The organism is Pseudomonas rhizophila (assembly GCF_003033885.1).
GTDB lineage: Bacteria > Pseudomonadota > Gammaproteobacteria > Pseudomonadales > Pseudomonadaceae > Aquipseudomonas > Aquipseudomonas rhizophila.
Genome location: NZ_CP024081.1, coordinates 624,869 through 649,368, shown reverse-complemented (window position 1 = coordinate 649,368; position 24,500 = coordinate 624,869). Strand labels below are relative to the sequence as shown.

Below are 24,500 nucleotides of genomic sequence, written 5' to 3'. Positions count from 1 at the left end.
ATGTTGGATGGGCCGCCGTCATCGCGAGCAGGCTCGCTCCCACAGGGGATCTGTGGCGGGCACAAAATTCGTGAACACCACCAAAAAACTGTGGGAGCGAGCTTGCTCGCGATAGGGGTCTGTCTGAACCGGTGATGTTGGATGGGCCGCCGTCATCGCGAGCAAGCTCGCTCCCACAGGGGATCTGTGGCGGGCATAGAATCTGTGAACACCGCGATCAAAACTGTGGGAGCGAGCTTGCTCGCGATAGGGGTCTGTCTGAACCGGTGATGTTGGATGGGCCGCCGTCATCGCGAGCAGGCTCGCTCCCACAGGGGATCTGTGGCGGGCACAAAATTCGTGTTAAAGAGCGGTGGGTTGAGCCTTTCGTCTCAACCGAGGCGCGCATTCTACAGCGCTCTGTGTATCTGTCAAGCGGTTATTTTAAGAAGTTTTCAAAGTTTCCTCTGCAACTTCAACCACTTGCGCTTCCGATCTCTCGTTAGCGGGAGGCGAATTCTACAGCGTTACTCGCTGCTGTCAACACCTCTTTTTGACCGCTTTCGATCGAGAAGATCGAATCGTTAACGGAGCCAGAAAAACCGCCCCACTAACTGCTTCCCAAGCTTCGATGACCTGAAGCCCTGCACTGCCGAAAACCGCTTAACTCATTGAAACTCAAGGAGTTTTCCGTTTCGACTGTGCCGGAAGTGGGGCGAATTATAGACGTCCAGAATTTGCCGTCAACACCTATTTTCATATTTCTGTCACAACAGCCAAAAGCCCCCGCAAACACAGAGGCCGGTGCCCAAAGACACCGGCCTCTTCACCCACCTACCGCTTACAAGCTCGGGAAGGCGAACTGTGACGCCTCGTGGCTGGCACGCTGCGGCCAACGCTGGGTAATGGCCTTGCGACGGGTATAGAAGCGCACCCCGTCCGGACCATAGGCATGCAGATCGCCAAACAGCGAACGCTTCCACCCACCGAAGCTGTGGTAGGCCACGGGCACCGGCAAAGGAACGTTGACGCCTACCATGCCGACTTCGATTTCATCGCAGAACAACCGCGCCGCCTCACCATCACGGGTAAAGATGCATGTGCCGTTGCCATACTCGTGATCGTTGATCAGTTGCATCGCCTCTTCCAGGCTGTTGACCCGGACGATGCACAGCACCGGCCCGAAAATCTCTTCTTTATAGATGCGCATCTCAGGCGTCACGCGATCAAACAGGCAGCCGCCCAGGAAGAACCCCTCCTCATGCCCGGCCACGCTCAAACCGCGACCATCGACAACCAGCGACGCACCCGCCGATACGCCATCTTCTATATAGCCGCTGACCTTGTCGCGATGCTGACCGGTCACCAATGGCCCCATGTCCAGTCCGCACGACGTACCCGCGCCGATTTTCAGTGACTGGATCTGCGGCACCAGCTTGGCGACCAGCGCATCCGCCACCTGATCGCCCACACACACCGCCACGGAGATCGCCATGCAGCGTTCGCCGCACGAACCGTAGGCCGCCCCCATCAGCGCACTGACGGCGTTATCCAGATCCGCATCCGGCATCAAGACCGCATGGTTCTTCGCCCCACCCAGTGCCTGCACGCGTTTGCCGCGCCGGGTGCCTTCGGCATAGATGTATTCGGCAATCGGCGTGGAGCCGACAAAACTCAGCGCCTTCACCTCCGGCGCTTCGATCAGTGCGTCCACTGCAGCTTTGTCGCCATGCACCACGCTCAACACGCCTTTGGGCAGCCCGGCTTCCAGAAGCAATTGGGCGATCAGCAACGTCGAACTAGGGTCACGCTCGGACGGTTTGAGGATGAAGCAGTTGCCACAAACGATCGCCAGCGGGTACATCCACAGCGGCACCATCGCCGGGAAGTTGAATGGCGTGATGCCCGCCACCACGCCCAAGGGCTGGAAGTCTGACCACGCGTCGATGTTCGGTCCTACGTTACGGCTGTATTCGCCCTTCAGAATCTCCGGTGCCGCGCAGGCGAATTCAACGTTCTCGATCCCGCGCTTAAGCTCTCCAGCCGCGTCTTCCAGGGTCTTGCCGTGCTCTTCGCTAATCAACTGGGCGATGCGCGACTCGTTCTGCTCCAACAACTGCTTGAACCGGAACATTACCTGCGCTCGTTTGGCCGCCGGTGTGCTGCGCCAGGCAGGGAAAGCCGCCTTGGCGGCGTCGATAGCTTGCTGAACCGTCGCACGATCGGCCAGTGGCACCTTATGAATCGCCTGGCCGGTGGAAGGGTTGAACACGTCGGCGGTACGAGCGCTGTCGCTCAACAGTTCGCCATTGATCAAATGCGCAATGAGGCTCATGGGGACTCCAGAATGTTATCCACAGACGCCCGCTGCCGGACGCCCGTATTGAAAGCTATATAGAGGGACGCGTCAGTCGAGTTTGTTCAGCACTTCACCGACCGCATCGAACAAGCGATCCAGATCCTGTGGCTTGCTGTTGAACGTTGGCCCGAATTGCAGAGTGTCACCGCCGAAACGCACGTAGAACCCCTTTTTCCACAACGCCATGCCAGCCTCGAACGGGCGCACGATCGCGTCGCCATCGCGGGGCGCAATCTGGATTGCCCCGGCCAGGCCATAGTTGCGGATGTCGATGATGTTCTTCGCCCCCTTCAGGCCATGCAAGGCCTTCTCGAAATGCGGAGCCACCTCGGCCACGCTTTGTACAAGGTTTTCCTTTTGCAGCAGATCCAGTGCCGCCAAGCCTGCCGCGCATGCCACCGGATGCGCCGAATAGGTGTAGCCATGGGGGAATTCCACTGCGTACTCAGGCGTCGGCTGGTTCATGAACGTCTGGTAGATCTCGGAGCTGGCAATTACCGCGCCCATGGGGATCGCGCCATTGGTAACCTGCTTGGCAATGCACATGAGATCCGGGGTCACGCCGAAACTATCGGCACCGAACATCGAACCGGTGCGGCCGAACCCGGTGATGACCTCGTCGAACACCAACAAGATGCTGTGCTGATCGCAGATTTCCCGCAGGCGCTTGAGATAACCCTCAGGCGGCACCAGTACGCCAGCGGAGCCGGCCATCGGTTCAACAAACACCGCGGCGATGTTGGAGGCATCGTGCAGTTCGATCAGCTTCAACAGCTCATCGGCCAAGGCGATACCACCCTCTTTTGGCATGCCACGGGAATAGGCATTGCTTGCCAGCAACGTGTGGGGCAAGTGATCGACGTCCATCATCGCCTGGCCGAACAACTTGCGGTTGCCGCTGACGCCGCCCAGGCTGGTACCGGCGATATTCACGCCATGGTAACCACGAGCACGGCCGATCATCTTGGTCTTGGTCGCCTGGCCCTTGAGACGCCAGTAGGCGCGGACCATTTTCACTGCGGTATCGGCACACTCGGAACCGGAGTCGGTGAAAAACACATGGTTGAGGTTGCCCGGTGTCAGGCTGGTGATTTTTTCTGCCAGCTGGAACGACAGCGGGTGGCCGTACTGGAAGCCCGGCGAGTAGTCGAGGGTGCCCAGCTGTTTGGCGACTGCTTCCTGGATTTCCTTGCGGGTGTGCCCGGCGCCGCACGTCCACAGGCCCGACAGCGAGTCGTAGACCTTGCGCCCTTTGTCATCCACCAGCCAACTGCCTTCGGCGGCGACGATCAGACGTGGATCGCGCTGGAAGTTGCGGTTGGCGGTGTAAGGCATCCAGTGGGCATCAAGCTTGAGCTGGCTGGCCAGGGAGCCGGCAGCATGTTCGGGCATGTTCATCGACAGAACCTCGCAGGAGAGAAGCGACAGGGATCCAAAGGCGTTCTTGCAGCTAACTTGCCACGGCGATAAAGTCGATGAAATCCAACTTTTCTAACCTTCAGTCAGCGGATCACTAAACTATGAGCGCGCGTCGTCCCGATCCGCTGGCCCAGGTCAGCGACTTTGATATTCGTCTGTTGCGCATTTTTCGCAGCGTGGTGGAGTGCGGTGGATTCTCCGCAGCGGAGACGGTGCTTGGGATCGGTCGCTCCGCCATCAGCCAGCAGATGAGCGACCTTGAACAGCGTCTTGGCCTACGGTTGTGCCAGCGCGGGCGGGCGGGCTTTTCCCTGACGGAGGAAGGCCGCGAGGTCTATCAATCGGCGTTGCAACTATTAAGTGCACTGGAAAGCTTTCGCACCGAAGTCAACGGCCTGCATCAACACTTGCGCGGCGAATTGATCATCGGCCTGACCGATAATCTCGTCACCCTGCCCCACATGCGCATCACCCATGCCCTGGCCCAATTGAAGGAACGCGGTCCAGACGTGCAGATTCAGATTCGCATGATCGCCCCCAACGAAGTCGAACAAGGCGTACTCGACGGCCGACTGCATGTCGGCGTGGTGCCTCAGGCCAGTGCCCTTTCCGGGCTGGAGTATCAACCGCTCTACAGCGAACGTTCGCTGTTGTATTGCGCGGTCGGGCATCCGTTGTTTTATGTGGATGACCAACAACTGGACGACGCTCGCCTCAACAGCCAGGATGCCATCGCCCCGACCTTCCGCCTGCCCGCCGAGATCCAGGCCCACTACCAGGCACTCAATTGCACTGCCAGTGCATCGGACCGCGAAGGCATGGCGTTCCTGATTCTTACAGGGCGCTACATCGGTTACCTGCCGGATCATTACGCCAGCCTGTGGGTCCAGCAGGGACGGTTGCGCGCCCTCAAACCCACGGCCCGTTTCTATGATTTGAGCCTGGCGTCAGTCACGCGCAAGGGGCGTCGGCCTCATCTGGTGCTGGAGAGCTTTCTCCAGAGCCTGGCGGCAACCCGCTAACCCTTGGTCCGACATTGGCTGGGTTAGCCTGCCCCCAGCGAAAGGCTTTTAGCATGATGGCACTTGTCGGATCGCTGCCGGTGCGCTATCAACGCATTTGCTTGCCCCACAGACCCAGCCCGGAAACGCCCATGACCTTTGAAGTCCCTGCCCACGGTGGCAAGCCCACCAGCCGCATTCGTCAAAAAAACGAAGAGACCATCCTCAAGGCCGCCGAAGATGAATTCGCCCGTCACGGGTTCAAAGGCACCAGCATGAATGCCATTGCCTTGAAGGCCGGGCTGCCCAAGGCGAACCTGCATTATTACTTCACCAACAAGCTTGGGTTGTACGTGGCGGTGCTGAGCAACATCATCGAGTTGTGGGATAGCACCTTTAATACCCTCACCGCCGAGGATGATCCGGCCGAAGCCCTGACCCGCTACATCCGCGCCAAAATGGAGTTTTCCCGCCGCCATCCCCAGGCGTCCCGGCTTTTCGCCATGGAGGTGATCAGCGGTGGTGAATGCCTGACTGAATATTTCAACCAGGATTATCGCACCTGGTTCAACGGCCGCGCGGCAGTGTTCCAGGCCTGGATCGATGCCGGCAAGATGGACCCGATCGACCCCGTGCACCTGATCTTTCTATTGTGGGGAAGTACTCAGCATTACGCCGACTTCGCCACCCAGATCTGCCGCGTGACCGGTCGCAGCAAGCTGACCAAGCAGGACATGATCGATGCCGGCGACAACCTGATCCGCATCATTCTCAAGGGCTGCGGCCTGAAACCAACCTTTTAAGACCCTCATGCCTTTTACCCTCACCGGCTTTTGTGAATACCGCGAAGAGATTCGCAAAAGCCGCTTCATCACCCTCGCCGCCCCTATCACCAGCCCTGCCGACGCAGTGGCCTTTATAGAGCAGCACAGCGATCTGAACGCCACACACAACTGCTGGGCCTGGAAACTCGGCGACCAATACCGCAGCAACGACGACGGCGAACCGGGTGGCACCGCCGGGCGGCCGATCCTGGCGGCCATCGAAGCCCAGGCTTGCGATCAGGTCGTGGTGCTGGTGATCCGTTGGTACGGTGGAATCCAGTTGGGCACCGGAGGCTTGGCCCGGGCCTATGGCGGGGGCGCGAACAAATGCCTGCAAAACGCCGAGAAGGTTGAGTTGATCAGCCGTGTGGCGCTGCGCTGCACCTGCGGTTTCGCGGAACTGGCCCTGGTGAAACTGCGGGTCGCCGAATGCGGCGGATTGGTGAACACCGAGAGCTTTACAGCCAATGGCGTGGACTTGCAGGTGGCCGTGGGTGAAGCGCAGATCGAAACATTGCAAAAGCAATTGGCCGACCTGAGCCGTGGACGGATTCTGCTGGCCCGTTGAGCGCGAGGGGGTCTGCGACTTTTCAGGGCAAACGCCATCGTGCGACTTGCCCACATCCACTGTGCACCCGACTGTGGATAACCTGAGCACATTCCGCTGTAACCCTTCTGTCATGCGGCTTTGCGGCTGTTGTTCGTTTTTTGATCAAAGCACTGTTTTCTGTACGATTTCTTCAGAAAAACAAATGCTTGCGAGGTTTTATCACCTTTAGAAGAAAGCCGGGCGCTGGTTATGCCGGACCTTCAGGCTTGCGCACAATAACTGTGGAACATACTGTGGATAACCCGTTCATGGCTCACGCCGTCCCAAGAAAGGCATGGCTCGCAGCCGCCTGATCATTTTTTAACCACCCGTTTCGGGGCACAAACAGCGCCTCTATCACCTGCTCGCCCCATTGCGGTGCCCTATCCACAGCGAGGGTGTTGGCGGGTAAGCCAAGCCGATAGGCAAAGAGCGGGGCTTGCTGACATTTCCTGACCTACTGGCCAGGAAATTGCTTTATCCACAGGCATTCATGTCCCCTGACCCGAGCCTGTCATGTCCGACCTCGATTCCATCCCGCGCCTGCAATTGCGCAAGATCAGCAAACGCTACCCAGGTTGCCTGGCCAATGACGCCATCGACCTGAGCATCCAGCCCGGCGAGATCCACGCGCTGCTCGGCGAAAACGGTGCTGGCAAAAGCACCCTGATGAAGATTATCTACGGCGTTACCCAAGCCGATTCGGGCGAGGTGATCTGGCAAGGCCAACGGGTCGACCTGCGCAACCCGGCCCAGGCCCGCAGCCTGGGCATCGGTATGGTGTTCCAGCATTTCTCGCTGTTTGAAACCCTTACCGTGGCGCAGAACATCGCCCTGGCCATGGGCGCGGCAGCCGGCACACCGGCGCAACTGGAGCCGCGAATTCGCGAAGTTTCCCAACGCTACGGCATGGCCCTGGAGCCGCAGCGATTGGTCCACAGCTTGTCGATTGGCGAACGTCAACGGGTGGAGATCATTCGCTGCTTGATGCAGGACATCCGTCTGCTGATTCTCGATGAACCTACCTCGGTGCTGACGCCCCAGGAAGCCGAAGAACTGTTCGTGACCCTGCGGCGCCTGGCGAGCGAAGGCTGCAGCATTTTGTTCATCAGCCACAAGTTGGGCGAGGTCCGCGCGTTGTGCCACAGCGCGACGGTGCTGCGCGGCGGACGGGTGTCAGGGCATTGCACACCAGCGCAGTGCTCGGACCGGGAACTGGCGCAGTTGATGGTCGGCGAAGCGGCCGGGCTGATCGCGGACTATCCCAAGGTCAGCGCAGACAAAGCGTTCCTTGAGATCCACAAACTGTCATGGCCAAACCCAGACCCGTTCGGTTGCTCGTTACGGGATATAGACCTTGAGGTACGCAGCGGCGAAATCGTCGGTATCGCCGGAGTGGCGGGGAATGGGCAGGACGAGTGGCTGGCATTACTCAGCGGTGAAACGCAACTGCCCCGCCACAAAGGCGAGACGATCAGGTTCGATGGGCAACCGGTGGCGCATCTGCGCCCCAATGCCCGGCGCCGCCTCGGGCTGGCATTTGTTCCAGCCGAACGCCTGGGCCACGGCGCCGTGCCGCAATTGAGCCTGGCGGATAACGCCCTGCTCAGCGCCTTCCAACAAGGACTGATCCGTTGCGGCCTGATTCAACGGCGCAAGGTCGAGCACCTGGCCGAGGAGATTATCCGTCGTTTTGGGGTGAAGACGCCCGACACCAGAACCCCGGCGCGCAGCCTCTCGGGGGGCAACCTGCAAAAATTCATCCTCGGTCGGGAAATCCTTCAACAGCCCAGGCTGCTGGTGGCGGCGCATCCGACCTGGGGCGTAGACGTCGGCGCAGCGGCGACCATCCACAGGGCCCTGATTGCCTTGCGCGATGCGGGTGCCGCCATCCTGGTGATCTCCGAAGACCTCGACGAACTGTTCCAGATCAGCGACCGCCTCGGCGCTTTGTGTGGCGGGCGTTTGTCCGCCTTGAGGCCCACTGTCCAAACCCGGCTTAGCGACGTCGGCGGCTGGATGGCCGGCCAGTTCGACGCCCCTCAATCCCCTGATCCCGCGACGGTCTAACGGAGTTTTTATGCTGCTGTCTCTTGAACCCCGCGGCCAACAATCGCGCCTGATGCTCTGGTGCTCGCCGCTGCTGGCCGCCGTATTGACCCTGGGCTGTGGCTCGCTGCTGTTCGCCGTCCTGGGGCATGATCCGTTGCAAACCTTGTACACCTTGTTGATAGCCCCGATCAGTGATCTATACGGTGTGTCCGAATGGCTGGTCAAAGCCTTGCCGATCCTGCTCTGCGCCCTCGGCCTGGCGGTGGCCTACCAGGCACGAATCTGGAACATTGGCGCCGAGGGACAATTGCTATTGGGCGCCCTGGCCGGCAGCGCCGTCGCGGTGAACATCATCGGCATGCAAAGCCGCTGGGCACTGGTGCTGATTCTGCTGACCGGCACCCTCGCCGGTGCCGCCTGGGCCGGGCTCACGGCGTGGCTACGCACGCGCTTCAATGCCAATGAAATCCTGACCAGCATCATGCTCAATTACATCGCACTTAACCTGCTGCTGTTCTGCGTTCACGGACCGCTGAAAGACCCGGCCGGGTTCAACTTTCCGGAGTCGGCGATGTTCGGCGATGCCAGTCGCCTGCCATTGCTGGTGGAAGACGGGCGGCTTCATGCCGGGTTGTATTTCGCCCTGCTGGCACTGGTGGCGGTCTGGGTGTTGCTGCAGAAAAGTTTTGTCGGGTTTCAGATCAAAGTGCTGGGCCTGGACGCTCGGGCCGCCGGCTTCGCCGGCTTTCGCCAGAAGCCGTTGGTGTGGTTGGCGCTGTTGATCAGCGGTGCACTGGCCGGGCTCGCCGGTGTCTGCGAAGTGACCGGGCCAATCGGCCAACTGGTGCCGCAAGTGTCACCGGGCTACGGCTATGCGGCGATTACCGTGGCGTTCCTGGGACGTCTGAATCCCATCGGCATTCTGTTCGCCAGCCTGCTGATGGCCTTGTTGTACATCGGCGGCGAAAGCGCGCAGATGTCGCTGAACCTTCCCCAGGCAATCACCCAGCTGTTCCAGGGCATGATGCTGTTTTTCCTGTTGGCCTGCGACGTACTGATCCTGTATCGGCCGCGCCTGAACCTGCGCTGGGCCCGGCGCACCCGGACCACCGCCGTACAGGCAGGAGCGCTGTGATGGATATCGACCTGTTGAGCAATATTTTCTACGCCATGATCCGTTGCGGCACACCGTTGCTGCTGGTGGCTCTGGGTGAGCTGATCTGCGAGAAAAGTGGTGTTTTGAACCTGGGCCAGGAAGGCATGATGCTGTTCGGCGCGGTGATCGGTTTTATCGTCGCGTTCAACAGCGGCAACCTGTGGCTTGGCGTGCTGCTGGCGATGGCCGCCGGGATGCTGTTGTCGGCGCTGTTCGCGTTGGTAGCGCTGGTGTTCAATGCCAATCAAGTGGCCACCGGGTTGGCGCTGACGATTTTCGGCGTGGGGCTGTCGAGTTTTGTCGGGGCGGCCTGGGTCGGCAAGCCGCTGGCGGGGTTCGAGCCGCTGGCGATTCCCTACTTGAGCGACATCCCGTTGATCGGGCGGATGCTGTTTGCCCAGGATCTGCTGGTGTACCTGTCTTTTGCGCTGTTCGCCCTGGTGGCCTGGGTGATTGTGAAAAGTCGCGTCGGGCTGATCATCCAGGCGGTGGGGGAAAATCCCGATGCCGCCAGTGCCATGGGCCTGCCGGTGTTGCGGGTGCGGACCCTGGCGGTGCTGTTCGGCGGTGCCATGGCCGGGCTGGCGGGTGCCTATCTGTCGCTGGCTTACACGCCGATGTGGGCCGAAAACATGAGCGCCGGGCGCGGCTGGATCGCCCTGGCGCTGGTAGTGTTCGCCAGTTGGCGAGTCTGGCGCCTGCTGCTGGGCGCCTACCTGTTCGGCCTCGCCAGCATCCTGCACCTGGTGGCCCAGGGCTTGGGGCTGGCGATTCCATCGAGCTTGCTGGCGATGCTGCCGTACGTCGCGACCATTGTGGTGTTGGTGTTGCTGTCCCGGGACGCGGTGCGCACGCGGCTGTATGCGCCGGTGTCGCTGGGACAGCCTTGGCAGGCAGGGCATTGACGTAGACGGCGGCGCGCCTATCGCGAGCAGGCTCGCTCCCACATTTGATCGGGGTGACCGTCAGTTTCAGGCTCGCCCCATCTCTCCCTGTGGGAGCGAGCCTGCTCGCGATGAGGCCCGAACAGGCAATACCTGAACCAAGCCCCACACCAACTCGAAAAACAGGAAAACCCACAACACCGCACTGGCCCCATGAAGCAGTGCATACAGCATCCAGGCCGAAAACAAAAACCGCCCCGCCGCGTCATAACGCCCGTACAGCGGCTGCGGATCACGAATCCGCAGCACCGCCCACACGCAGACAATCGAGCCCAGCAGATTCACCATCAGCACATGCGCCGGCGCGAACGGCGGCAGTTCTCCAGGCAGGTCAAATAGCTGAGTCATACTCATCAACACATCATGCAACGCCGCAAAGCTCCACGGCGTGGCCAGCACGGCCGACACGATAAGGTCGTACCAGGCGCTGCCGCGCACCACCCGGCGATATTGCATCAAAGTCCACATACACCTTGCTCCAGATAATTGGGAAGCAAAGAGCCTAAAGCCTGGGGTATGCTCCAAGGTCAAGCCCTTCGGAGACCCACCATGCGCATCGGTGAACTCGCCCAAGCCTGTGCCGTCAGCCGTGACACCCTGCGCTTCTACGAGCAGCGCGGCCTGATCGCGGCGCAGCGCAGCGCCAATGGCTATCGCCACTACCCCGCCGACATGGTGCAACTGGTGCTCTACATCAAGACCGCCCAGCGCCTGGGTTTTACCCTGGGCGAGATCGGCGCAAGCGTCGCCGCCCTGTGGCAGGCGCAGGACCCTGACTGCGCCGTGACGCAATTGCTGCAAGACAAACTGAACCTGATCGAAACCCGTATGACCGAACTCGACGCGTTGCGCCATGAGCTGAAACAACGGCTCGGGCAACGCTGTCCATTAAATCCGTGACCTTTTTTCATCAAGGATGCTCCTCATGAATTCGGCAAAAAACGCATTGATCATTGGCGCCTCCCGGGGCCTGGGCCTCGGCCTGGTGAAGACGCTGCTCAGCGATGGCTGGAGCGTGACCGCCACCGTGCGCAACCCGCAGAACGCCGAGGCGTTGAAGGCACTGGGCCCAGTGCGGATCGAAAAGCTCGACATGGACGACCAGCAAGCCGTCATCACCCTGAGCCAGCAGCTCAAGGACGAAACCTTCGACCTGTTGTTCGTCAATGCCGGCGTCAAAGGCCCTGACAACCAGAGCCCCGGCGGTGCGACGCTGGCCGAAGTCGGCCAGTTGTTCTTCACCAACGCCGTGGCACCGATCAATCTGGCCCAGCGTTTCGTCGGTCAGATCCGCGACGGCAGTGGCGTGCTGGCATTCATGAGCTCCGTGCTGGGCAGCGTGACCATGCCTGACGCCCCGGAACTGGCGCTGTACAAGGCCAGCAAGGCGGCGCTCAATTCGATGACCAATAGTTTTGTCACTCAATTGGGCGAGCAGACATTGACGGTTCTGTCGCTGCACCCGGGCTGGGTGAAGACCGACATGGGTGGCGAAGGGGCGGACATTGATGTCGAGACCAGCACCCGCGGCCTGATTGATCAGGTCAATGCCTTTGCCGGCAAGGGTGGGCATCATTTCGTCAACTACAAGGGCGAGACGATTCCCTGGTAACCCAAGCCTTCCCCCTGTGGGAGCGAGCCTGCTCGCGATTGCGGCCTGACATTCACCATGATGTCGACTGACACACCGCTATCGCGAGCAGGCTCGCTCCCACATTTGAGCCTCAGCGAACTCTGGAAATGTGCCCCGCAACCTGAGTAAACTCAGCACCTCGCCCTACCCAACGGGCGACCCTGGATCAGCAGACAGGGCATCACTGAGCTGGCTAACCTGAACCCACTTTCAGAGGAGCCGGCCACCATGCCTGCGACCCGTACCTGGTTAAAAAATCCCCTCGCCATCTTCACGGCCAACGACCTCGATGCCCGTGGCGGTCTTGTCCTGCAAAACGGCGTGATCGTCGAATTGCTGAGGGCCGGCCAGCAACCCGCCCAGCCCTGCGACACAGTCTTCGACGCCGGCGAACATGTGATCCTGCCGGGGCTGATCAACACCCATCATCATTTCTACCAGACCCTGACTCGCGCCTGGGCACCGGTGGTGAACCAGCCCCTGTTCCCGTGGCTGAAAACCCTCTACCCGGTATGGGCGCGGTTGACACCGGAAAAGCTCGCTCTGGCGAGCAAAGTGGCGCTGGCCGAACTGTTGCTTTCAGGCTGCACCACAGCGGCCGATCACCATTACCTGTTCCCTGAAGGCTTGGAAAATGCCATCGATGTGCAGGTGCAAAGTGTCCGTGAACTGGGCATGCGCGCGATGCTGACCCGCGGTTCCATGAGCCTGGGCGAAGCCGACGGTGGCTTGCCGCCACAACAGACCGTGCAGCAGGGCCACGTGATTCTCGAGGACAGTCTGCGGTTGATCAGCCAATACCATGAGCGCGGCGACGGGGCGCAAATCCAGATTGCCCTGGCGCCTTGTTCACCGTTTTCGGTCACGCCTGAAATCATGCGCGCCAGTGCCGAGCTGGCGGAGAAACTCGACGTACGCCTACACACTCACCTGGCCGAAACCCTCGACGAAGAGGACTTCTGCCTGCAACGCTTCGGCCTGCGCACCGTGGACTACCTGGACAGCGTCGGCTGGCTCGGCCCGCGCACCTGGCTGGCCCACGGCATTCATTTCAATCCTGAGGAAATCACCCGTCTCGGCGCCGCCGGCACCGGCATCTGCCATTGCCCAAGCTCCAACATGCGCCTGGCCTCGGGCATCTGCCCTACCCTGGAACTCACCGCCGCCGGCGCACCGCTGGGCCTGGGTGTGGACGGCTCGGCCTCCAACGATGCCTCGAACATGATCCTGGAAACCCGCCAGGCGTTGTACATTCAGCGCCTGCGCTATGGCGCGCAGGCGATCACCCCGCAGCGAGTGCTGGGCTGGGCGACCCGCGGCTCGGCACAACTGCTGGGGCGCAACGATATCGGTGAGCTGGCGGTGGGCAAACAGGCTGACTTGGCGCTGTTCAAACTCGACGAACTGCGCTTCTCCGGCAGTCACGATCCGGTTTCGGCCCTGCTGCTGTGCGGCGCGGACCGGGCGGACCGGGTGATGGTCGGTGGGCAATGGCGGGTCATCGACGGGCAGGTCGAGGGGCTGGACCTGAAGGGGTTGATTGCTGATCACAGCCAGGCGGCGCGGGAGTTGATCGCCGGCGCCTGACCGGACGCTATCGCGGGCAAGCCTTGCCCCCACATCAAGGGTGGATGTATGAAGCAGCCTTGCCGTGAGACCAGTGGGAGCAAGGCTTGCCCGCGATACTCTTCTAGAGTCCCAGCAACGACAACATGATAAACGTCGCGAACAACACAAAATGGGTCATGCCTTCAATGGCATTGGTTTCCCCATCGTTGAGGTTGATGGCGCAGACGATCAAGGTGATGAAGATCATCACCGTCTGCACCGGGGTCATTGCCATCTGGAACGGCTGGCCGGTGTAGAGCGCCATCGCTTCCATCACCGGCACGGTGAGGATCACGGTGGACAGCGAAGCCCCCAAGGCGATATTCACCACCGACTGCATACGGTTGGCCAACGCAGCGCGCAAGGCGGTGAGGATTTCCGGTGCCGCGGAAATGGCAGCCACCAGAATCGCCGTAACCACCGGCGGCGCCCCTGAACCTTCCAGCCCCAGGTCGATGGCTTTGGACATGACCTCGGCCAACGCTCCGATCACTACGACGCCAAACACCAGCGCCGCGATGGAGAACGTCAGGCTGATGGGTTTCGGCTGGTTTTCCACCGGCTCTTTCCGACGGCGTTTTTCCGGGTAGCTGTAGCTGAAAAAGTAACTGTGAGGCCCCACCTGCATGCGCAGGAACAGGGTGTACAGCACGATCATCGCGCCGATGGTGAATGCCGAATAGAGCTTCCAGCTCTCTTGGGGAATGAACTCCGGCACCACCATCGACACGCCCATGGCGGTGAGGATCATCACGCTGTAGGTGCGCGCCGAATCATCGTTGTAAGCCTGCTCGCCATGCTTGATTCCGCCCATCAGCGCCGCAAGGCCAAGAATGCCGTTGATATCGAGCATCACCGCAGAATAGATGGTATCGCGCACCAGCGTTGGCGAGGCTTCGTTGCTCATCATGATCGCCAGGATCACCACTTCTACCAGCACCGCCGACAGGGTCAGGATCATCGTGCCGTAGGGATCGCCGACCTTCTCTGCCAGCAGCTCGGCGTGATGGGCCACACGCATGGAAGCCGCGACGATAAAGCCGATCAGGACCAAACCGCCGAGCAACGCCACGATCTGTCCGCTGCCCAACAGCCAGTGCTCCAGCGGATAGGCGAGCACTGCGGCGATCAGCGCCAGCAACAGCAGTTTTTCTTGCTTGATCAAAGTCAGCATCGCGGGCCTATCACCGTGGTCGGGGTCTTGAGCTACTGACTGTAGGGGGCGGCGAACGTTCGGGCGAAGTGACGCACCAGGGAGTGGCGAGTGGGTGGCAGGTGCACCTTTATCGATCTCAAGGACCTCATCGCGAGCAAGCTCGCTCCCACAGGTATTGCGTTGTCCTTGTGGGAGCGAGCTTGCTCGCGATGGCTGCCTCGAAAAGATCACAGATTTTGTTGTCCTATTGGTCAGCATTTTGCATTAGCGCTGTTCAGCCAACCTCACAACAAAATGGAGTTCGAGTTCATGCACAAGCGTCCCTTGAAGATGTTGCTTTGCGCCGTCGCTGCGACTGTCGGTCTGAGCGCCGGCCTGAATGCCAGCGCTGCCGACCCGCTGAAGGTCGGTTTCGTCTATATCGGCCCCATCGGTGACCACGGCTGGACCTACCAGCATGAACAGGGACGCAAGGAACTGGTGGCGAAACTCGGCGACCGAATCACCACCAACTACGTGGAAAACGTGCCTGAAGGCGCCGACGCCGAGCGGGTGATCCGCAACATGGCCAAGGACAAGTACGACCTGATCTTCACCACGTCCTTCGGCTACATGAACCCGACACTGAAGGTCGCCAAGCAATTCCCCAAGGTGACCTTCGAACACGCCACCGGCTACAAGCAGGACAAGAACCTGGGCACGTACCTGGCTCGCACCTATGAGGGTCGCTACGTCGGCGGCTTCATCGCGGCCAAGATGACCAAAAGCAAAAAAATCGGCTACGTCGCCTCCTTCCCGATTCCAGAAGTGATCCGCGATATCAACGCCATCCAACTGGCCCTGAACAAGTACAACCCCGGCACCGAAATCAAAGTGGTGTGGGTCAACTCCTGGTTCGATCCGGGTAAGGAAGCCGATGCCGCCAACGCACTGATCGACCAGGGCGTGGATGTGGTGTTCCAGCACACCGACAGCCCGGCGCCGATCCAGGCCGCCGAGCGGCGCGGCGTCTACGCCGTCGGCTACGCTTCGGACATGGCCCACTTCGGTCCCAAGGCGGTGCTGACCTCGATTGTCAACGACTGGGGCCCGCACTACATCCAGGCCACCCAAAGCGTGCTCGACCATAGCTGGAAATCCCAGGACTACTGGGGCGGCCTGAAGGAAGGCACGGTGAAACTGCCGATCAGCGACCTGGTGCCAGCGGCGGTCAAAGGCGAAGCCGAGCAGATCATCGCCGACATCGAGAGCGGTGCTTTCCATCCGTTCACCGGGCCGATCAAGGACCAGGCCGGCGTCGAGAAAATCCCGGCGGGCGTGAGCGCTACCAATGTGGAACTGGCGTCGATGAATTACTACGTCGAAGGTATGAAGGCTGAGATTCCCAAATAACTGACGAGTCAACACAAAACCCTGTGGGAGCGAGCCTGCTCGCGATAGCGGACTGACATGCAACGTTGATGTCGACAGACAAATCGCTATCGCGAGCCGGCTCGCTCCCACATCGGCCCCCTCACACAATCAGGAAAGCCGCATGAACAGCCTTCCCATCATCGACATCAGCCCGCTCTACGGCGATAGCCCCAGCGCCTGGCAATCGGTCGCCAACCAGATCGACCAGGCCTGCCGCCAGTGGGGCTTTTTCTACATCAAGGGTCACCCCATCAGCCCGGCTCGCATCACCGAAGTCCTGGACCATGCCCAACGCTTCTTCAGGCTGCCGGTAGAAGAAAAACTCAAGATCGACATCACCCAGACCCGCCATCATCGCGGCTACGGCGCCGTCGCCACCGAACAACTGGACCCGGCCAAACCCAGCGACCTGAAAGAAACCTTCGACATGGGCCTGCACTTGCCGGCCGATCATCCCGACGTGCTGGCGCACAAGCCTCTGCGCGGTCCTAACCGACACCCGGATCTGGCGGGCTGGGAACCCCTGATGGAGCAGCATTACCGCGACATGCAGGCCCTTGCCCAAACCCTGCTGCGCGCCATGACCCTGGCCCTCGGCATCGAGCGGGACTTCTTCGACACGCGCTTCACCGAGCCTGTGAGCGTGCTGCGCCTGATTCACTATCCGCCGCGTCACACCGCCAGCTCTGCCGAGCAGCAAGGTGCCGGCGCCCATACCGATTACGGCTGCATCACCCTGCTCTACCAGGACGCCGCTGGTGGCCTGCAAGTGCGCAACGTCAACGGCCAATGGATCGACGCGCCGCCCATCGACGGCACGTTCGTGGTCAACCTCGGCGACATGATGGCGCGCTGGAGCAACGACCGTTACCTGTCCACCCCCCACCGGGTGATCAGCCCGCTGGGGGTAGACCGCTACTCGATGCCGTTCTTTGCCGAGCCGCACCCCGATACGCAGATCCAATGCCTGCCCGGTTGTCAGGATGAGGGCCACCCACCGAAGTACCCGACCACCACCTGCGCCGAATTCCTGCTGTCACGCTTCGCTGACACCTATGCTTATCGGCGGGAACAACAGGCGGTGTAGTGGATCAGCCGGTCAGGTTTTACCAGACATTGCGGCCAGCCCCTGTAGAATGCCCGCCATCGATTCGCTGATGAGAAAAGAACATGTACGACTGGCTGAACGCCTTGCCCAAGGCTGAACTGCATTTGCATCTGGAAGGCTCGCTGGAGCCCGAGCTGCTGTTCGCCCTGGCCGAACGCAACAAGATCGCCCTGCCGTGGAGCGACGTGGACACCCTGCGCAAGGCCTATGCCTTCAACAATCTGCAGGAATTCCTCGACCTGTATTACCAGGGCGCCGACGTGTTGCGCACCTCCCAGGATTTCTACGACCTGACCTGGGCCTACCTGTTGCGCTGCAAGGCGCAGAACGTGATTCACACCGAACCGTTCTTCGACCCGCAGACTCACACCGACCGTGGTGTCCCGTTCGAAGTGGTGCTCAACGGCATCGCCGCGGCCCTCAAGGACGGTGAACAGCAACTGGGCATCACCAGCGGCCTGATCCTGAGTTTCCTGCGCCACCTGAGCGAAGAACAGGCCGAGAAAACCCTCGACCAGGCGCTGCCGTTCCGCGACGCGTTCGTGGCCGTGGGTCTGGACAGTTCGGAAATGGGTCACCCGCCGAGCAAGTTCCAGCGGGTATTCGACCGTGCACGCAACGAGGGCTTCCTGACCGTTGCCCACGCCGGTGAAGAAGGCCCGCCCGAGTACATCTGGCAAGCCCTGGACCTGTTGAAGATCCAGCGCATCGACCACGGCGTGCGGGCCATTGAAGATGAACGACTGATGCAGCGGATCATCGACGAACAGATCCCGCTGACGGTCTGCCCGTTGTCCAACACCAAGTTGTGTGTGTTCGACGACATGTCGCAACACAACATCCTCGACATGCTCGAACGCGGAGTGAAGGTGACGGTCAATTCCGATGACCCGGCGTACTTCGGCGGCTACGTCACCGAAAACTTCCACGCGCTGCACACCCATCTGGGGATGACCCAGGACCAGGCCACACGCCTGGCGCAGAACAGCTTGGATGCACGGCTGGTAAAACCCTAAGACGGGTGATGCCCCTTTGTGGGAGCGAGCCTGCTCGCGATAGCAGCATGACATTCGACATCGATGTCGCCTGACTTACCGCCATCGCGAGCAGGCTCGCTCCCACAAGAGTGAAGTGGTTTAACCGGCCACCGTACCCTCGCTCAACTCCTCCAATGTCTTGCCCCGCGTCTCCACGCCAAACAACCAGACCACCCCCGCCGCCACGGCGAAGCACAGCGCGCCCAGGGCGAACACACCGCCCTGTCCGGTAATGGGAAACACCAATCCGGTGACCAGGGGCCCGAGCAGCGAACCAATGCGACCGACAGCCGAGGCAAAACCCGAGCCCGTGGCCCGTGCCGAGGTGGGGTACAGCTCTGGCGTGTAGGTGTAGAGCACCGCCCACATGCCGAACAGGAAGAACTGCATCAAAAGCCCGGTGCCGATGAGCAGGCCCACGTTGCCGCCAAACACCGCGCTCTGACCATAAAGAAACGCCATCACCCCGCCACCCAGCAACGTGACCACGCACACCGGTTTACGTCCCCAGCGCTCCACTAGCCACGCCGCCATGAGGAAGCCGGGAATCCCGCCCAAGGAAATCAGCACGGTGTAATACACCGACTGGGTCACGGCGAATCCGGACTGCTGCAACAAGGCACTGAGCCAGGACGTCAGGCCATAAAAACCGAGCAAGGCGAAGAACCAGACGCTCCAGATCATCATCGTGCGCTGGCAATACAGCGGTGACCAGATCTGCGCCAGGGCCGAAAAGAAATTGCCCGGCGTGCTCTCGCCCCTCGGCAGACGAATCGGTTCAGGCAATTCTCCACGTCCCAACGAGGCTCGGACCTTGTCTTCGATTCGCTTGAGCACGGCGTCCGCCTCGTCCCCCCGGCCGGCCTGTTCCAGCCAGCGCGGCGACTCGGGAATGAAGAAGCGAATGACCAGGACGAACACCGCCGGCACCGCCAACACCAGGAAGATGTCGCGCCAGCCGATCACCGGCAACAGGAAATATGACAGCACGCCCGCCGCCACGAAACCCAACGGCCAGAAGCCATCCATCAACGCGATATAGCGGCCTCGGCGTGTGGCCGGGATCAGTTCCGAGAGCATCGACTGAGCGATCGGAAACTCCATGCCCATGCCGATACCCAGCAGGATGCGGAACAGCATCAGTGAATCGACGCTCTGGGCGGTCGAGCACAAATAACTGGCGACGCCCCACAACACGATGCTCCACTGGAACACCGGCTTGCGCCCGAACCGATCGGCCAGCATGCCCGACAGCGATGCTCCCAGTACCATGCCAAAGAAACTGGAGCTGGCGAGCAAACCTGCCTGGGCGGTGCTTAAGCCAAACTCGGCTTTGATCGAGCCCAGCAGGAACGTCATCATGGCCAGGTCCATGGAGTCGAAGAAAAACGCCAAGGCAATAATGATGAAAATAATCCGGTGGTAGCCGCTGATGGGCAGTCGCTCCAGACGTTCCGCCGCGCTGTAGCCGTGAGTATCCATGCTGTTTCCCCCAATCCAAAAAAATCCCAGGTTCGAGTGTGCGCGAACCTTGCTGGAGGCTATTGCTGAATACGACCTGTCGGCAGCCCTAGAACGCCATTTCCACGGTGTCCTGCGTGGCGAACCGATGGATTTCCTGCTGGCCAAGCACCGTTACCTGCAAGGCCCTGGAGTCGTTGGGCAAGCTCAGCCAACCGGACTGCATGAACAGTTGCAGCAACGCAGCACCCAAGGCGCCCCCCAGGTGCGGACGTCGCTCGCTCCAGTCCGGGCAGGCACAAGCGGTGCGGGCGTTGCGGTGGGCCAGCGCCTGGATGAACAGGCCGTGCCCGGCCAGCTCATTGGCACCTTTGTGAGTCACGATCACCCGCTGGTCGCCCTGCTCGATCCATCCGGCATCCAGCAGGCGCTGATACAGGTCGGCCGCCAGGGTGCCACCCAGATGGTCTTCGCAAAGCCTGGCCCGCATCAACGAAGCGGGAGCCGACGGGGCCTTGCCCGGCATGACTCCGCGCTTGAAGACTTCCGGAAGCTGGCGCGGCGTACTGGCCAGGGTCGCGCTGGCCAGCGCTTCGACGGCAGCGCCGATCTCGGGTGCCGCCAGGCGGAAAAACCGTTTGCGGCCACGGGCTTCGACTTTCAACAGGCCACCGGCGGACAGACGGCCCAGATGAGCGCTGGCCGAAGACGGCGACAGCCCGGCCAGCAACGCCAGCTCTTCAGCCTGCCGCGCAGTGCCGTCCATCAAGGCCCACATCATTGCGCTGCGTTTTGGGTCGGCCAGCAGCGTGGCGATCTGGCTGATGCAAGGTGCATGTTCCATGTATTCACTCCCTGTTGAATCATTCGTCTACTGCTCTGGCGCTAGTGACCAGCAATGGGGCCGCCCAAAGCGGCTCGACCGCCGCAAATCGCGCGCCGCTTCAGGCGGCCGCTAGTATAAGCGTGCGGATCGAGGTTTCCTGTCCTCCGGAAACCTTTGGAGGCGATTGTTCGTGAGGGAAAAGTCTCTATTTACGCGCGACTAATGGTCGTCCCCCGTCGAGAGGGCAAATTGTGCCGTCAACCGGCCACAACGCAGCTTGAGCATTTCCCGCAGCAGATTGATGGGTTTGCTCAGTTGCGCTCGGTGAGCACACAGCAGATTGAGCGGCGCGCGTTCGCATTGCAGATGCGGCAGAAGGATTTTCAAACGTCCGGCCAACACATCGGTTGAAACGTCCAGCCAGGACTTGTAAGCGATCCCCGCGCCTGCCACCGCCCAGCGACGCACCACATCGGCATCGTCGCTGAAGCGGTCGCCGCTGACGGTCAGGCTCATTTCCCGTTTGCCGTCATGAAAACGCCAACGGTCATGAACCCGCGTGCCGAGCATGTACAACAGGCAATTGTGCTGGGCCAGTTGCTCCAACTGAACAGGTTCGCCATGCCGAGCCAGGTAACTGGGCGATGCACACAGCACCCGGCGGTTATCCGGCGCGACCGGCAGGGCCACCAGGCTCGAATCTTCCGGCTTGCCATAACGCAACGCGACGTCCACCGGCTGCTTGAACAGATCAGCGATGCGATCACCCAGCAGCAGTCGCACGGTCAGCCCCGGATGCTCCTCCTGGAACGCGTCCAGCCAGGGCAGCAGCAGGTTGCGTCCCAAGTCCGAGGGGGCGGACAACTGCAACACCCCGCTGACCTGATCCTGGCCGCTGGTCAATAACCTGCGTCCTTCGTCGAGGCTGCTCAGCGCCGCACGGGCATACTCAAGGAAGCCTTCGCCCTCGGCCGTCAGGCGCAAACTGCGGGTAGAGCGCGCCAACAGCCGGGCGCCCAAGTGTTGTTCTATCCGCTTCAATGCGGCGCTGGCCACCGCCGCCGACAGGTCCATGACCCTGGCCGCGGCAGACAGGCTGCCCAGGTCTGCGGCCCGGACGAACAACTGCAAGTCGTCGAATCGAAACATGACGGCCTCATTATCAAAAAAACATTGAAAGAGCCTGTTCTTTTAGCCGGTTTTATCTCGGCGATAAATAGCTAACCATTGGCTTCATCGAACTCACTTCAAGGAGCCGCCCTATGAAAGCCATCGCCTACTACCATTCGTTACCGATCACCGACCCGCAATCGCTGCAGGACATTGAACTGCCGGAACCCACCGCCGGCCCTCGGGACCTGCTGGTGGAAGTCAAAGCCATTTCGGTCAACCCGGTCGACACGAAAATTCGCCAGAACGTCCAGCCTGAAGACGGCGCAGCCAAAGTGCTGGGTTGGGACGTGGCCGGCGTGGTCAAGGCGGTGGGCAATGAGGTCACGCTGTTCAAGGCGGGCGACAAAGTGTTCTACGCCGGCTCCATTGCCCGCGCCGGCGGCAACAGCCAATTGCATGTGGTGGATGAACGTATCGTCGGCCAGATGCCCAAGACGCTCGGTTTCGCCGAAGCCGCTGCCCTGCCGCTGACGGCCATTACCGCGTGGGAATTGCTGTTCGAGCGCCTGCAAATCCAGGAAGGCCAGGAAGATCAGGGGCAAAGCCTGTTGATCGTCGGCGCTGCAGGAGGTGTCGGCTCGATACTGACGCAACTGGCCAGCCAGCTCACCGCACTGAAAGTGATTGGCAGCGCTTCCCGGCCGCAGACACAGGACTGGGTAAGAGGCCTGGGTGCCGATCTGGTCGTGGACCATAGCCATCCGCTGAGCGATGTATTAAAGCAGGCAGGCCAGGCTCAGGTGACCCATGTCGCCAGCCTGACCCACACCGATCTGCATCTGGATCAATTGGTGGAAGCCCTGGCGCCCCAAGGCAAACTGGCGCTGATCGATGATCCCAAGGCGCTGGATGTGACCAAGCTCAAGCGCAAGAGCCTGTCGTTGCATTGGGAGTTCATGTACACCCGCTCGCTGTTCGAAACGGCGGACATGATTGAGCAACATAACCTGCTCAACCGCGTCGCCGCGCTAATCGATGCCGGCACATTGCAGACCACCGTGGGCGAGCACTTTGGCACCATCAACGCCGAAAACCTGCGCCGGGCCCATGCCCTGCTGGAAAGCGGAAAAGCCAAAGGCAAGATTGTGCTTGAAGGTTTCTAACCACCGATAAGGGGGCGGTTTTTGTAGAGGCAAAGCTTGCTCGCGATGAAGGTCGCGCGGTTCCCCGTCAGGCCAAGTCGTCGCGTATCGCGAGCAAGCTTTGCTCCCACAAAAAAAACCTGCACCGTCAGTCTGAGAATTGACCCTTGTCACAATTGCGATCGCATTCAGGTCTACACTCGAGGCCTTTGCAGCACAATCTTTTACGTGAGGAGGTCAGCAATGAAGATCCTGATAAAAGAAGTGGCAAAATCCCAGTGGCAAGTGCGTCTTGACCAACACGTCGTGACCTTCCGCACCGAGGCCGAGGCCCAGGCTTTCGCCACCACCCTGCAAGCGCGTATTCACGCACCTCACCGCTACCCTGAACAGCAGCAGCGAGCGGCCGGCTGAATCAGTCCTGGCCACTGGCTTGTGCCAGTGTCCGGGCCTGTTGCAGGCGGCGGGTCAGCATCGCTGCACCCACCACCAATAACCCGCAAAGGCTGATGACCATCGCCATCGGCACGGCACTGCCATCGTGCAGCGCCGCCACCAATGCGGCGGCACCGGCGGCCACGGAAAACTGCAGGCATCCCAGCATCGCCGACGCGCTACCGGCACGAGCACCCTGCCCACTCATGGCGCAAGCCGAGGCATTGGGCAGGATGCAACCCAGGCTGGCGATGCAAATGAACAGCGGAATCAATAACGGCCACAACCGCTCAGGGTGCAAGGAACTGACCGCCAACAAACACAGCCCGGCGGCGAGATAGACCCACACCGCGCGCGACAGCAGGAATGCCGGCCCACGTTTGGACAACAACCGGGCGTTGACCTGTGCCACCAGGATAAAACCCGCCGCGTTGGTTCCGAACAGCCAGCCGAAGTGTTCGGCCGGCACACCGTAGAGCTTGATGAAGACGAAAGGCGAACCGGCAATGTAGGCAAACATCCCGGCGATAGCGATGCCTCCCGTCAAGGCATGCCCGAGGTAGACCGTGTCGGTCAACAGTCGACCATATTGGCGCAACGCCCCGGACAATGGTTGACGCGGCACATGGGCCGGCAGACTTTCCGGCAGCCACAATGCCACGGCCGTCGCCGCCAGTGCGCTGAACAGCGTCAGGGCAATGAAGATCGATTGCCAGCCATGCAGGTTCACCAACAGCCCGCCAAGCATCGGCGCGAGGATCGGCGCCAGCCCCATCACCAGCATCAGTTGCGAGAACACCTTGGCCGAGCCCACCGCGTCGCATTTGTCGCTGACCACCGCCCGGGAAATCACCATGCCGGCGCATCCGCCCAGGGCCTGGACGAAACGGGCACCGATCAGCCATTCCAGACTCGGCGCATAGGCACAGGCCAGAGAAGCCAGGGTGAACAGACCGACGCCCGTCAGCAATGGAATGCGCCGGCCGAAGCGATCCGCCACCGGCCCATAGGCCAACTGCCCGATGGACAATCCGAGGAAATAAGCCGCCAAAGTCAGTTGGATGTGATTTTCGTCGGTGCCGAAGGCGGTCGCCATGGCCGGGAAAGCCGGCAGATAGAAATCGATCGCCAAGGGACCGAATGCGCTCAAGGCGCCAAGAATCAGAATGGTACGGAAGTTCATCGGGCGTCCAGGTTCAGGCGTCAGTCAGCAGCCCGACAGTCTAGCCCTGCCGGGCGCTCTTG

At 60.9% G+C, this 24,500-nt stretch carries 22 protein-coding genes; 14 read left to right on the top strand and 8 right to left on the bottom strand.

What is annotated here, in order from left to right; translation table 11 throughout:
• Nucleotides 1–820: 820 nt before the first annotated feature.
• Nucleotides 821–2,314, bottom strand: coding sequence for a CoA-acylating methylmalonate-semialdehyde dehydrogenase (locus CRX69_RS02930; RefSeq protein ID WP_107321499.1), 1,494 nt, complete (start codon nucleotides 2,312–2,314; stop codon nucleotides 821–823).
• A 72-nt stretch (nucleotides 2,315–2,386) separates the two neighbouring features.
• The gene (gene aptA, locus CRX69_RS02925) at nucleotides 2,387–3,736 is read right to left on the bottom strand and encodes an omega-aminotransferase AptA (protein WP_076386464.1); all 1,350 of its coding nucleotides are present in this window, start codon (nucleotides 3,734–3,736) and stop codon (nucleotides 2,387–2,389) included.
• Nucleotides 3,737–3,858: 122 nt separating this feature from the next.
• Between aptA and CRX69_RS02920 the strand changes: the two genes are divergently transcribed.
• From CRX69_RS02920 to CRX69_RS02895, 6 genes are all read left to right on the top strand, one after another.
• Nucleotides 3,859–4,779: a LysR family transcriptional regulator gene (locus CRX69_RS02920; protein WP_047227434.1), complete on the top strand. Its 921-nt coding sequence runs from the start codon at nucleotides 3,859–3,861 to the stop codon at nucleotides 4,777–4,779.
• 131 nt (nucleotides 4,780–4,910) lie between these two features.
• Entirely contained in the window at nucleotides 4,911–5,561 is a 651-nt protein-coding gene (locus CRX69_RS02915; RefSeq protein ID WP_047227433.1) for a TetR/AcrR family transcriptional regulator, read from the top strand.
• Between the two features lie 7 nt (nucleotides 5,562–5,568).
• Nucleotides 5,569–6,150 carry an IMPACT family protein gene (locus CRX69_RS02910; RefSeq protein WP_076386466.1) on the top strand — a complete coding sequence of 194 codons (582 nt, stop codon included), beginning with the start codon at nucleotides 5,569–5,571 and terminating at the stop codon, nucleotides 6,148–6,150.
• Nucleotides 6,151–6,687: 537 nt separating this feature from the next.
• On the top strand, nucleotides 6,688–8,241 hold the full coding sequence (locus CRX69_RS02905; protein WP_107321498.1) for an ABC transporter ATP-binding protein: 1,554 nt from the start codon (nucleotides 6,688–6,690) through the stop codon (nucleotides 8,239–8,241).
• Nucleotides 8,242–8,251: 10 nt separating this feature from the next.
• The gene (locus tag CRX69_RS02900; RefSeq protein ID WP_047227430.1) at nucleotides 8,252–9,358 is read left to right on the top strand and encodes an ABC transporter permease; all 1,107 of its coding nucleotides are present in this window, start codon (nucleotides 8,252–8,254) and stop codon (nucleotides 9,356–9,358) included.
• Complete coding sequence (locus CRX69_RS02895) at nucleotides 9,358–10,284, top strand: ABC transporter permease (protein WP_047227429.1); 927 nt, start codon at nucleotides 9,358–9,360, stop codon at nucleotides 10,282–10,284. The genes CRX69_RS02900 and CRX69_RS02895 overlap by 1 nt, the downstream gene beginning before the upstream one ends.
• Before the next feature lie 66 nt (nucleotides 10,285–10,350).
• On the opposite strand, the gene CRX69_RS02890 is transcribed toward CRX69_RS02895, so the two are convergent.
• A complete protein-coding gene (locus tag CRX69_RS02890) occupies nucleotides 10,351–10,791 on the bottom strand; it encodes a hypothetical protein (protein WP_107321497.1) in 441 nt (146 codons plus the stop codon).
• 81 nt (nucleotides 10,792–10,872) lie between these two features.
• On the opposite strand from CRX69_RS02890, the gene CRX69_RS02885 reads away from it, so the two are divergent.
• The 3 genes from CRX69_RS02885 (at nucleotide 10,873) to CRX69_RS02875 (ending at nucleotide 13,543) form a co-directional block, all read left to right on the top strand.
• Nucleotides 10,873–11,223, top strand: a complete 351-nt coding sequence (locus CRX69_RS02885) for a MerR family transcriptional regulator (RefSeq protein WP_047227427.1) — start codon at nucleotides 10,873–10,875, stop codon at nucleotides 11,221–11,223.
• A 25-nt stretch (nucleotides 11,224–11,248) separates the two neighbouring features.
• A complete protein-coding gene (locus tag CRX69_RS02880) occupies nucleotides 11,249–11,935 on the top strand; it encodes an SDR family oxidoreductase (RefSeq protein ID WP_047227426.1) in 687 nt (228 codons plus the stop codon).
• Between the two features lie 249 nt (nucleotides 11,936–12,184).
• Complete coding sequence (locus tag CRX69_RS02875; RefSeq protein WP_076386476.1) at nucleotides 12,185–13,543, top strand: 8-oxoguanine deaminase; 1,359 nt, start codon at nucleotides 12,185–12,187, stop codon at nucleotides 13,541–13,543.
• 103 nt (nucleotides 13,544–13,646) lie between these two features.
• Here CRX69_RS02875 and CRX69_RS02870 read toward each other — a convergent pair whose 3' ends face one another.
• Nucleotides 13,647–14,738 (bottom strand): calcium:cation antiporter, encoded by a 1,092-nt coding sequence (locus CRX69_RS02870; protein ID WP_047227424.1) that lies wholly within the window; start codon nucleotides 14,736–14,738, stop codon nucleotides 13,647–13,649.
• Between the two features lie 291 nt (nucleotides 14,739–15,029).
• On the opposite strand from CRX69_RS02870, the gene CRX69_RS02865 reads away from it, so the two are divergent.
• From CRX69_RS02865 to CRX69_RS02855, 3 genes are all read left to right on the top strand, one after another.
• Nucleotides 15,030–16,112 carry a BMP family ABC transporter substrate-binding protein gene (locus tag CRX69_RS02865; protein ID WP_107321496.1) on the top strand — a complete coding sequence of 361 codons (1,083 nt, stop codon included), beginning with the start codon at nucleotides 15,030–15,032 and terminating at the stop codon, nucleotides 16,110–16,112.
• Nucleotides 16,113–16,254: 142 nt separating this feature from the next.
• Nucleotides 16,255–17,220 (top strand): 2-oxoglutarate and iron-dependent oxygenase domain-containing protein, encoded by a 966-nt coding sequence (locus tag CRX69_RS02860; protein ID WP_107321495.1) that lies wholly within the window; start codon nucleotides 16,255–16,257, stop codon nucleotides 17,218–17,220.
• Nucleotides 17,221–17,303: 83 nt separating this feature from the next.
• Nucleotides 17,304–18,257: an adenosine deaminase gene (locus tag CRX69_RS02855; protein WP_076386484.1), complete on the top strand. Its 954-nt coding sequence runs from the start codon at nucleotides 17,304–17,306 to the stop codon at nucleotides 18,255–18,257.
• A 120-nt stretch (nucleotides 18,258–18,377) separates the two neighbouring features.
• On the opposite strand, the gene CRX69_RS02845 is transcribed toward CRX69_RS02855, so the two are convergent.
• From CRX69_RS02845 to CRX69_RS02835, 3 genes are all read right to left on the bottom strand, one after another.
• Nucleotides 18,378–19,760 carry an MFS transporter gene (locus tag CRX69_RS02845; protein WP_107321493.1) on the bottom strand — a complete coding sequence of 461 codons (1,383 nt, stop codon included), beginning with the start codon at nucleotides 19,758–19,760 and terminating at the stop codon, nucleotides 18,378–18,380.
• An 88-nt stretch (nucleotides 19,761–19,848) separates the two neighbouring features.
• A complete protein-coding gene (locus CRX69_RS02840; RefSeq protein WP_047227419.1) occupies nucleotides 19,849–20,583 on the bottom strand; it encodes an ArsR/SmtB family transcription factor in 735 nt (244 codons plus the stop codon).
• A 201-nt stretch (nucleotides 20,584–20,784) separates the two neighbouring features.
• A complete protein-coding gene (locus CRX69_RS02835) occupies nucleotides 20,785–21,714 on the bottom strand; it encodes a LysR family transcriptional regulator (protein ID WP_107321492.1) in 930 nt (309 codons plus the stop codon).
• Between the two features lie 113 nt (nucleotides 21,715–21,827).
• On the opposite strand from CRX69_RS02835, the gene CRX69_RS02830 reads away from it, so the two are divergent.
• Nucleotides 21,828–22,841, top strand: a complete 1,014-nt coding sequence (locus CRX69_RS02830) for a zinc-binding alcohol dehydrogenase family protein (RefSeq protein WP_047227417.1) — start codon at nucleotides 21,828–21,830, stop codon at nucleotides 22,839–22,841.
• A gap of 222 nt (nucleotides 22,842–23,063) precedes the next feature.
• Nucleotides 23,064–23,234 carry a hypothetical protein gene (locus CRX69_RS27645; protein WP_171061426.1) on the top strand — a complete coding sequence of 57 codons (171 nt, stop codon included), beginning with the start codon at nucleotides 23,064–23,066 and terminating at the stop codon, nucleotides 23,232–23,234.
• A gap of 1 nt (nucleotide 23,235) precedes the next feature.
• Here the strand turns inward: CRX69_RS27645 and CRX69_RS02825 are convergent, their stop codons facing one another.
• Complete coding sequence (locus CRX69_RS02825; protein ID WP_076382806.1) at nucleotides 23,236–24,438, bottom strand: multidrug effflux MFS transporter; 1,203 nt, start codon at nucleotides 24,436–24,438, stop codon at nucleotides 23,236–23,238.
• Between the last annotated feature and the right edge of the window lie 62 nt (nucleotides 24,439–24,500).